Annotated in this window: 5 protein-coding genes and 2 pseudogenes; 2 read left to right on the forward strand and 5 right to left on the reverse strand. The window is 65.9% G+C overall.

Features of this window, described 5'->3' with window-relative positions; genetic code table 11:
• Nucleotides 1-73: 73 nt before the first annotated feature.
• Nucleotides 74-601 (reverse strand): annotated as a pseudogene (locus ACWEQO_RS34345) (transposase family protein); the annotation flags it as partial.
• Between the two features lie 125 nt (nucleotides 602-726).
• On the opposite strand from ACWEQO_RS34345, the pseudogene ACWEQO_RS34350 reads away from it, so the two are divergent.
• Nucleotides 727-1,985, forward strand: a pseudogene (locus ACWEQO_RS34350) (IS701 family transposase).
• A 164-nt stretch (nucleotides 1,986-2,149) separates the two neighbouring features.
• Here the strand turns inward: ACWEQO_RS34350 and ACWEQO_RS34355 are convergent.
• The 3 genes from ACWEQO_RS34355 to ACWEQO_RS34365 are packed head-to-tail and all read right to left on the reverse strand — an operon-like array spanning nucleotide 2,150 to nucleotide 5,800.
• Complete coding sequence (locus ACWEQO_RS34355; protein WP_452986440.1) at nucleotides 2,150-4,105, reverse strand: DUF3732 domain-containing protein; 1,956 nt, start codon at nucleotides 4,103-4,105, stop codon at nucleotides 2,150-2,152.
• Between the two features lie 20 nt (nucleotides 4,106-4,125).
• Nucleotides 4,126-4,602, reverse strand: coding sequence for a three component ABC system middle component (locus tag ACWEQO_RS34360; RefSeq protein WP_452986441.1), 477 nt, complete (start codon nucleotides 4,600-4,602; stop codon nucleotides 4,126-4,128).
• Nucleotides 4,595-5,800, reverse strand: coding sequence for an ABC-three component system protein (locus ACWEQO_RS34365; protein WP_452986442.1), 1,206 nt, complete (start codon nucleotides 5,798-5,800; stop codon nucleotides 4,595-4,597). The genes ACWEQO_RS34360 and ACWEQO_RS34365 overlap by 8 nt, the downstream gene beginning before the upstream one ends.
• Nucleotides 5,801-6,244: 444 nt before the next feature.
• On the opposite strand from ACWEQO_RS34365, the gene ACWEQO_RS34370 reads away from it, so the two are divergent.
• Nucleotides 6,245-7,666: a hypothetical protein gene (locus tag ACWEQO_RS34370; RefSeq protein ID WP_452986443.1), complete on the forward strand. Its 1,422-nt coding sequence runs from the start codon at nucleotides 6,245-6,247 to the stop codon at nucleotides 7,664-7,666.
• On the opposite strand, the gene ACWEQO_RS34375 is transcribed toward ACWEQO_RS34370, so the two are convergent.
• Nucleotides 7,611-7,861, reverse strand: a 251-nt coding sequence (locus tag ACWEQO_RS34375; protein ID WP_452986444.1) for an integrase core domain-containing protein, incomplete at its 5' end; no start/stop codon positions are given. The two genes, ACWEQO_RS34370 and ACWEQO_RS34375, sit on opposite strands and share 56 nt — an antisense overlap.

Here is a 7,861-nt window from a genome sequence, read left to right on the forward strand (position 1 = left end):
CACCGAACTCCACGATGCCTTCGTCTCCCTGGCCTGCAGCCTGATCTGCTGGAGACGTCTCAAGAAAGCCCGATCATGATCGTGTTACGAGCTCTGAATAGTCACAAGTGAGAAGGGTGTGCACGGCTGCCACGGTCCTGCCGATGCGGTTGGTCGAACAGCGTGCTCGCCGTAGCACCCGCCAGGACCTGAGGCGCGCGAAGGCTCGTTCTCCTGGTACCCGGAGACGGGCGTGGTCGCGGTTGAACTGCTGGTAGTGCTCGGGCTGTTCGTGGTGGTAGCACGGGGTGCGCATCGTGGCGCCGGCGCCCTGGTAGGTGCGGTCCGCGAGCACCGGGATCTGCTTGGTCAAGCAGGCTTGGACGATGCCGTGTGCGCGGGCCGCGGTCAGGTTGTGGGTGCAGCCTGGCATCACGCGGGAGAACCAGAGTGGGATGCCGTCCGGACGTGCGATGACCTGTACGTTCATGCCGTGCTTCTTGTTCTTTTGGGAGTAGTACGGCTCGTCCGCCTTGATGCGGTCGGTCGGCATGAGTGTCCCGTCGACGATGACGAAGTCGCCCTCTCCGAGCCCCACCAGGGACTCGTGCAGGCCGGGCGCCTAATACTCCAGTTGCAGTTCGCTATCTCTGCTGGTCAGAGGCGTCTTCTTGAGTCTATTGGGCTGCCGTGGCGTCAGGTGCCGGAAGTTCGTAACCTCCACCGTGGCGGTCCGTTGTGATTGTCATGCAGGATGTGCGGCCCGACGTCTGGTCGGCGGAGTTGGAAGAGGTGCTTGTTCGGGTCGGTCACCGGTTCGGGCGAGTGGACCTACGGCGGCAGATGCGGGCCTACATCCATGGCCTGCTCGGTCCGGTGGGCCGGAAGAACAGTCCCCGCAGGGGCCAACCCCCAGGCAGCTGGCCGAGTACGCAGGCCACCGCACCCCTGCGGGTCTGCAGAATCTGCTGAACCGTGCACGCTGGAGTCCCGACGAGGTGCGTGACGACCTGCAGGAGTACGTCGCCGAGAAGCTCGGGGAGCCGGACGGTGTGCTGATCATCGACGACACCGGCTTTCTGAAGAAGGGCACGGTCTCGGCCGGCGTCCAGCGGCAGTACTCGGGGACTGCCGGCCGTACGGAGAACTGCCAGATCGGGGTCTTCGCCGCCTACGCTTCCCGGTACGGACGGGCACTGGTGGACCGGGAGTTGTATCTGCCGAAGTCCTGGATCGGCGACCGGGACCGCTGCCGGGCGGCGAAGATACCCGACGACCGCGACTTCGCGACCAAGGGCGACCTCGCCAAAGCCATGATCCAGCGGGCCCTGGCCTCGCCACTGCCCATCGCCTGGGTGACTGCGGACTCGGCCTATGGCCAGGAATGGCGGCTGCGGCGGATGCTGGAGGAAGCCGGCGTCGGCTACGTCCTGGCCGTCCCGAAGTCCCAGCCCGTCCCCGCACTGGGCCGGATCGATCTCGTCATCGCCCAAGCGCCGGACGAGGCCTGGGAACGTCATTCCTGCGGTGACGGGGCGAAGGGGCCGCGCGTCTACGACTGGGTTGCGGCGAAACTGCCGGTCATCTACGACTTCGACGGTGATCAGCCCACGCACGACCGGTGGGTTCTGGCCCGCCGCAGCCTCGCCCGGCCGGAAGAGATCGCCTACTACCTCGCCTACGCACCCGTCGGCACCGAGGTTCCCGAGCTGGCCCGGATCGCCGGCAGCCGGTGGGCGATCGAGGAGTGCTTCCAGGCCGCGAAGAACGAATGCGGCCTGGATCAGTACGAGGTCCGACGCTATCCGGGCTGGTACCGGCACATCACCCTCGCCATGCTGGCCCACGCCTTCCTCGCGGCCATGTCCGCCACCGCAACGACGGCAAGGGGGGTCGCAGAAACGGTTCCGGTGACCTTGCACCCCTCACCGTGGCAGAAGTCCGGCGGCTCCTGGCAGTTCACCGTCCCCCACCGACACACCGGCGGAAAACCGATCACGCGCTGAGCTGGTCCTGGTGGCGGCGCCGCCACCAGGCAATCTCACGACGCTGCCACTACCGTCGCCGCCACGGTGGAGGTTACGAACTTCCGGCACCTGACGCCACGGCAGCCCAATAGACTCAAGAAGACGCCTCTGACCAGCAGAGATAGCGAACTGCAACTGGAGTACTAACCGGTGTGCTCGTCGATCCAGGCTTGGGGAATGAGGGCGTCGCCGTCGCGCCAGTTGTAACGGACGCAGTCTTGGTACCACTGGTCGGGAAGGTTGGCGTGGTCGCTGACGATGAGCTGGAAGTTCGGTGCGAGGTCGGTTACGAAGCGGTACATGAGCTCGAACATGCCGCGGACGGTGTTGCGATCCTTGTCGGAGCGGATGAGGTCGGCGTTGCCAGTGGCTTTGGCGACGTCGGAGGGGTAGAAGGGCTGGGTTATCTGGTCCAGCAGGAGCATGCGGGGCACGGGCCGCTGGTAAAGGGTGAAGTAGCGGTGCAGGGCCAGGTGGGCGACGAGGTGGTAGCCGACCCAGTTCTCGCCGCTGCCGATGCGCAGCAGGGGGGTAATGCCCTGGTCGGTGTCGGCCAGGACGGTCAGTTTGCGCACGTCCAGGCGGATGTTGCGTTCGCTGTGCTCGAGCTTGAGTTCCTGGGCGTAAGCGGTCATATCGGTGCTGATGTAGTTCAGGGCATGTTCGAGTCGGTCCTGCACGGCGTCGGCGTCGAGTTCGACTTCGAGGTCGTCGACGGTGGCCTGTGCGAACGCCACGGCCGACCGCAGCTGCAGGAGGCTGCCGTCGTAGTCGTCCCCGGTGTCCGGAAGCTGGCTGAGGTGGGCGTCGATCCGCCCGCGCAGGAAGGCCCGTTCCTCTGCCTGGGCGCGGAAGTAGGTCCGGCTGGCTTCCAGCTCGGCCAGCGAATTGAGGGCCCCTTCGACGCCGCGCAGTTCCTCCCGGACGGCATCGGCCTGGTCGGCCAGTATTCGCAGTGTTTCCTCGCGCCGGGGACGCACGGTGCGCACGGAGTCGAGCTGGCCGCGCAGAGCATTCAGCGTCTGGTGCATGTCGTCGACCGCGGCATCGGGCTGCGGCAGCTGCGATCCGCACAGCGGGCAGGCCGCGTCCGCGGCTTCCGGGCCGGTGTCGGGGAGAAGGTGGACGGCGTGCAGGCGGGAGATACCGCGTTGTACCACCTGGGTGTAGCTGTCTTCTTCGGCTTCCTGCCGCCGCAGAAACTGCCGCTGCTCGTTGATCTCGCCCAGCTGGGCCCGCAGACGGTTGCGGCGTTCCTGCAGTGCGGCGGTGCGCTCGGTCTGGGACGACTCCTCACCAGCGGCCGACGGCGGGAAACGCACCGCTTCGCGCAGCGCGTCGATCAATGCTTCGCGGCTGGTGAACTCTTCCTGCGGCGGCATCAGTCCCGCGGTGCGGGCCTGGGCCAGCAGCAGGTGCAGCCGGGCGTCGATATCCCCGTCAGCACTCTCCGCCGTCTTCAGCGCCTGCTGCCTGCGCCGCAGCAGGCGCCGCGCGGTCGTCAGCTCGTGCTGCTTTTGCGCTTGGTCCTCGCCGACCGCGCCGAGGAAGTACGGCAGGGTGGCGGCCAGTCGTGCGCCTCCGTCGCGCTCGCCCTGCCGGTGGAAGAGGATGCTGCGTGTGGTGATCTCGTCCTGGTTCTGCAGGCACAATGGCGCCGCGTGTCCCAGATGGACCGCAAAGGGTGCCTGCAAGCTGCCGCGCTGGGGTTCGCTGCGCACATCGCCCAGGCCGATCCTGCGGCCGAGCTGCTGGCGCAGTTCGTCAGAGTCACAGTTGTTCTCCAGCCGCCCGTACGGCAGCGCCTCCAGAGCCGAGCCGAACTCCAGCATCGCCGTGGAGACCGACTTCTTGCCCTTGGCGGGCAGTCGGCGCGCCACGAACGCCCGGGTGTCGGGCAGCTGCAGCACCACCGCCACCCACTCGACGGTCCGGGTGATCGGGCCGACCGAGACGGGGGCGTCGTCACGGCCCAGGCAGAAGTCGACAATGTCCAAAACGATGCTTTTCCCGGTCCGTGAACTGCCGGTGATGATGTTGAGCTCACCCAGCCGGAACCTCAGCTCGCGGACCTTGCCGCTCTTGCTGTAAAGAATCAAAGACCGAAGCTGCACAATGATCAGACCCTCACGCCCAGTAGTGCCAAAAGAGTGGAAGGCTGATCCACGGTCGCCGCCCACTTGCCCACCAGACGCGCCGCCTTCAACACCTCCCGCAGTTCCCCGTCCACCCCGCGCATGGAGACGGGCGCGGCCTGCACGACTCCGTCGCCCACCCGGATCAGCCCGTACCGTATTGCGAAGCGCAGGCCCTCGCGAAGCACCGGCAGTGTCGAGTCGACCCGGGCGCCGAAGCCTGCCAGCAGCGCCGGATGCCGCGCGACCCACGTCGGCAGATGCGTCCGGATGCTGGGTGGCAACGCTTCACGCGTGGAACGGTGCAGCACCAGCACGGGAAGCACCAACGCCAGCGGCCACACCATCGCCCTGTTCCGCTTGAGCGCGTACTCATGGGCGATCACGGCCTGCACCGCGCCCACCAGGGCAGGGTTCAAGAAGGCGGCGACAGCCTGGGGCCGTCTGATGCCGCTAGGCATGGACGGCCCCGACGGTCAGGGCCTTCACCCTCTGCACGAACTCCGGATGCCACCCCACGCGGCCCTCATCCGCCAGGCAGTGGTGCTGACCGCGGTGGAAGAAGATCTGGTCGTACTGATCACGAATCTTCACGGTGACGCTGTCCAGCACCTGCCACAACAGCTCTTCGCCCGCGTCCTGGCGGTCCTGCTCACTCGCATTCGCCGGCAGTCGTCGCGCCATACGAGCAAAGAGCCGCTCCCACTCGTCGACCAGCTCCTCCTGGTAGCGCTCCAGCTCGTCCAGGGCGATCAGGTCGCTGTCCACCCAGGCGATGGCCTGGTTGTAGGCCCGGTAGTAGTCCATCATCGCCTTCTCCAGCTCCGGCCGGCCGAGATTGACCCACCGCAGCTGATGGACGAAGCACTGCTCGCTGTAATCCGCCCCCTCCCGCTGCGCGGCACGCCAGTCACCGCGCTCCACCAGGGTCGGCAGCCGGTCAGCGGTATAGTCGTCCCGGATCTGCGCCACCCGCCGGTACACCGCCTCCACCGAGACACTCGTCCGCCGCTTCTGCAGCATCTCCACGGCCTGGTCATACCACCACGCCCACAACTGCTCCATGAACGCAGCCTGCGGACGACCATCAGCCGGCAGGCCGGAGCGCAACAACTGCCGCACCGCCTGGTCGAGATCGTCGATGCCGAGTGTGCCGTCGATGACCCGCATACGCTCAACGAATGCCGTCCGCTCCCGGACCGGCAAGGCCAAAAAACGCGCCCGCGCCTCCGCGGTCACCTTCGACTCCGAATCAGCCGCAGCCGCCTCAAGCCGCCGCAGCGCCACGGCAGGTTCTCGACTCGCTCCACGCAGGGCGGCCGCCGCCGAGTCCTCGCGGGCCTTCTGGGTGGTGACGAGCGTCAACCACGGCCCGTCCGCATCGCCAGGATCATGGGTATCCATCCACGACCGAATCGTGCGCCACAGATCGTCATCCCGATCCCCCAACATACGCGTCGACCGGGGATGGAACTTGGTCTGCAGCAGATCAACAGGACGATCCGCGACCTCCCACGCCACGTCATCATGCAACTCCAGGCTAATCGCCCCGTCAGGCCGTTCAGACGACCCACGCAGCAACTCCAGCAGCGCCCACTTCGCCTGATACAGGTAGCCCAGAGCGGAGGCTGACGCATCGTGAGAGACCTGAGAAGCCATGATCCATTTTGTTCACATGACACACAATGTGTCTAGACGCATGCAAGCAGTCGCCAAACAAGCAGTAGGAGCCGCAAGGATACAAACAGAAGCACCTCGACATTCCCGCCCAGGTGACGGGCGAAGCACTGCAGCACTCCGCAACCATGAACGAGAACCTCGACGCACAAGCCGCCAAGGAGTTCTTCTCCCGCGCCGTGCCGCGGGAACCCGAGGGCCGAGCCCTTTCACCAAACGCGAGGGGCGGAAGCCATCGGCAGTGGCTTCCGCCCCTCGCGCGCTCGACTGTACCGGCGAGCGAGACAGACTCGGAGGAAACGAAGCGCCACATCCGTCCGTCACCGGTTCCGGCCTGAGCCCACCGCGGGTGATCAGCACCTGCTCCTCCCCCCACCATCGACGGAGTTGGCCACAGCACAGCCACAGGGGGCCATCATGGGGTGCGTGACGACCCCGACACCCAACCAGTGGACAATTGTGCAGCGGCCGGCCGGAGTGGCGAGCCGCCGAAGCGAGATCGCCAGCATGACTGGCTGGGAGATCCGGGATGAGAACGACCACTGGCGGGTGCGTACCGCCGAGTCATACCGCAAGCAGCCGCCGACCCTACTGACCACCCGTCATATACGTGCGAACCAGTTCGATTTCCTCGGAACCCTGGCAGAACAGCCCTCGCGCCTCACCGCGTCCACCAGCGGCGTAGTGATTGAGGAGTCGAGACGGCTGCGGAACATGGACACTCATTCCTCCGATGTCGCACGGTTCCAGCTCAGCTTCTGCCACACGCCCACGGCGCAACTACCCGATGTCATGAGGACGTTCTTCACCGAGGCAGCGAAGCGACTACCGCAGTCCGAGTTGCTGGTCGTGGACGTGGCCAGCCAGCTCTCCGCCCGCTACACCCTCGCCAAGTTCCTACTCACCGCCGAACTGGCGCCCACTCAGCTGCTCGGCGACAGCCTCCCCGCAGGTCGTGCCCTGGCGACAAGCGGCATCTTCGCAGCCGAACTGTTCACCGCGCCCGCACTGCTTACCCTGGCGCCCTACGTTGTTGGCGCGCCTGCGTCCCGGGCTTATGCCGCCGGCGTGTGGCTGTTCGGCCAACCTGTCCGCGGGCTCACATTCCCCACAGACCAGCTCATTGACACCGTCAGGCCGCACGCCGATCGGCTTGACGGGCCACGCCAGCGCGGCGCGCAGAACTCTCCCTCCGTCACCGCCGATCAGACCATGGCCTTCTTTACTTGGTGGACCGCCCAGGTCAATAAGGTTCTGGCGGTAGCCACCGACCCAATCAACTTCGCCGACCGAGCAACCAGCGTCTACAGCCCAGTCAAGCACTGGCAGTACCTTGCCAGCATCGAACGTCTCTTCCGCGATGTCGGCGAGACCCTCGCCGACATCGAGTACAACGAGACGGCCCAGCTCAGGGCGGCATACGACGCGCTCGACACTCTAGAAGGCATGCGCCACGGCGACTTCGACACGTTGGTGACCCCATCACGCGCCGCTCGGACCCTACAGGGCCTCCAGCAGGACCTGCCTCCGAACATCGCGGCCATCGCCGTTCCCGTCTGCCAACGTGCCGTCGACGCCCTCAACAAAGTGAAGGACGGCTTCACCCCGACCAGCACCTACTACACCCCCACCGGTCTTGTCGGCCTTCCTGGAAAGAAGGGCCCCATGAACAAGACCTGGGACCAAGCCACCTCCCTCTACCTGCGACGGGATCGCAACAGCGCCCATTCCTTCCTCAACATGGACGAATGGGAGAAGGTGAAGTTCCCCCCTGATCGTGGACAGCGGGTGGTTACGCTGCGGGGGCGAAGTCTTGCGTCGTCAGTGCCCTGGTTTCGAGTGGGGTGACGTACCCGTAGATGGGGTGCTTGCGTAGACGGGTGCGGTTGTACTCGACCTCGATGAAGCGGAAGACGTCAGCTCGGGCGGCCTCGTGGGACTCCCAGATGATGGTTCCGATCTCCGCTTTCAGCAGCCCGAAAAAGCTTTCGGCTGCGGCGTTATCGTAACAGGAGCCCGTTCTGCCCATGCTCTGCCGCATTT

It is taken from the genome of Streptomyces sp. NPDC004051 (genome assembly GCF_053604275.1).

Excerpts from the sequence above, each read along its gene's own strand:
- ACWEQO_RS34360 (WP_452986441.1), bottom strand. The coding sequence starts at position 4,602 with ATGCCTAGCGGCATCAGACGGCCCCAGGCTGTCGCCGCCTTCTTGAAC.
- ACWEQO_RS34365 (WP_452986442.1), bottom strand. The coding sequence starts at position 5,800 with ATGGCTTCTCAGGTCTCTCACGATGCGTCAGCCTCCGCTCTGGGCTAC.